The sequence below is a fragment of the Phormidium sp. CCY1219 genome, assembly GCF_055795085.1.
In genome coordinates this window covers 1-1574 of record NZ_JAYFEQ010000420.1, presented here as the reverse complement: position 1 = coordinate 1574, position 1574 = coordinate 1, and the positions used below count along the sequence as shown (strand labels likewise).

The 1574-nt window shown below is 53.4% G+C and carries 2 protein-coding genes; one reads left to right on the top strand and one right to left on the bottom strand.

The window, feature by feature from the left end:
* Positions 1-118: 118 nt before the first annotated feature.
* A complete protein-coding gene (locus AC0QH1_RS09585; RefSeq protein ID WP_324630851.1) occupies positions 119-1396 on the bottom strand; it encodes a protein kinase domain-containing protein in 1278 nt (425 codons plus the stop codon).
* On the opposite strand from AC0QH1_RS09585, the gene AC0QH1_RS09580 reads away from it, so the two are divergent.
* Positions 1374-1574 (top strand): hypothetical protein (locus AC0QH1_RS09580; RefSeq protein ID WP_324630850.1); only part of this gene is annotated, 201 nt, incomplete at its 3' end. The genes AC0QH1_RS09585 and AC0QH1_RS09580 overlap by 23 nt on opposite strands.

The window sequence follows — 1574 nt, the reverse complement described above, 5'->3', positions numbered from 1 at the left end:
GCCTGGGAACCCTCCCGCGAGGCTCAGCCTCCTAGCATGGCCTCCGGTGGGCAATGCCAATCCGTGCAATGCCCGAACCGGGGATGATGGGTATTGCCTACCCTACGAGGTTTTGGGATTACGAGAGCGATCGCCACACCTGGGATAGGGCCCGTTGAAAGGCGGCGGCATTTTTAAAATAAATCTCTGGGTTATCCTGCAACCCTAAATCGATTAACTGCGCCAACGACTGGGGAATCGAAGGGTCGCGATCGCGGATGGGAATTGCCGAGGTGGTCAACACCACCAAAAACGGGTCTTGGTCTTGGCCCGTAAAATCGCGCGGAAATGCCCCAGTCAAGAAATAGTATAAAGAAGCCGCCGCCGCCCACACATCCACCGCCGGTTTGGCATACTTGAAATCGAGCAACTGTTGGCGCGGCATAAATACCGGCGTCCCCGCCTTCGTCCCCGTCTGGGTTTGACCGCTCAATCCGGCTAAATCGAACGCTTTCGCCAAGCCGTAGTCTCCCACCTTGGCGATATAGGATTGACCCACGCGGGAGAGGAAAATATTCGCCGGTTTGAAATCCCGATGGACTAATCCCACATTGTGAGCGTACTCCAACCCCTCCAACGCCTGCAGGGTCAGGGGGACTGCTTCGCTGAGGGATAATTTCCCCCCCCGTCGTTCCATCAAATCCATCGCGCTGCCCGCGTTACAGTATTCCTGGGTGAAAAAGAACAGTTGCTCCCCATAGCCGCACTCCTTCAGTTGCACCACATTGTGATGCTGCAACTGCTTCATATTTTCCACCTCTCGCAGAAACCAGCGAATCGCGCGCGGATTGGCTACAATTTCGGGACGCATCAGTTTCAGCGCCACGGTTTCCCCGGTTTCCTCTTGCTGCGCCAGATATACCTCACCAAATCCCCCTTTCCCCAACAATTGCAAAACTCGATAGCCCTCAATTTCCGGGAACTCTCCCTCTGGTGGCACGCTTCCGGAAAGCGAAATTACTGGCATCGGTTCTTCGGTTTCTGCTTCGCTGGTAACATCAATTCTCACGCGAAATACCGTATCGCTCAAGCGAATTTCATCCCCTTCTTTTAAATCGTACTGGCGAAACTGCAGTTTGGCCCCTTCTTCTGGACTGTGATGAGCGGCGCGCTGTCCGATGTTTTGACCATTCACAAAGGTGCCATTTTTGCTGCCGAAATCGCGCACCCGAATCGCGGGCGGATTGATATCGAGCAAGCAATGATAGCGGGAAATTTTGCTATGTGCTTTGTCATTGGGCATCTGCGGGTTGCACTCCGGGGCGCGTCCCACAATGCAGGTGGTGCGGGAGTCGAAGACAAATTTTCGTCCTTGCAAACTGCCTTCGGTAACGATGAGCGTGACGGTGGCAAGCATCCTTAAACCCTTTCACATGGCTGAACCTTTGACCCTCTATTTTACCACCAGGGTTGGCGGTTTTTCCTGCCCGATGAAATTCGGCGGTTATTTTTATCAAAACTTTACAATTTGCCGGGAAATTTGTGGTACGATGAACACAATGGGAAAGGTGCGGCCATATATGGTAGGGTGCGTC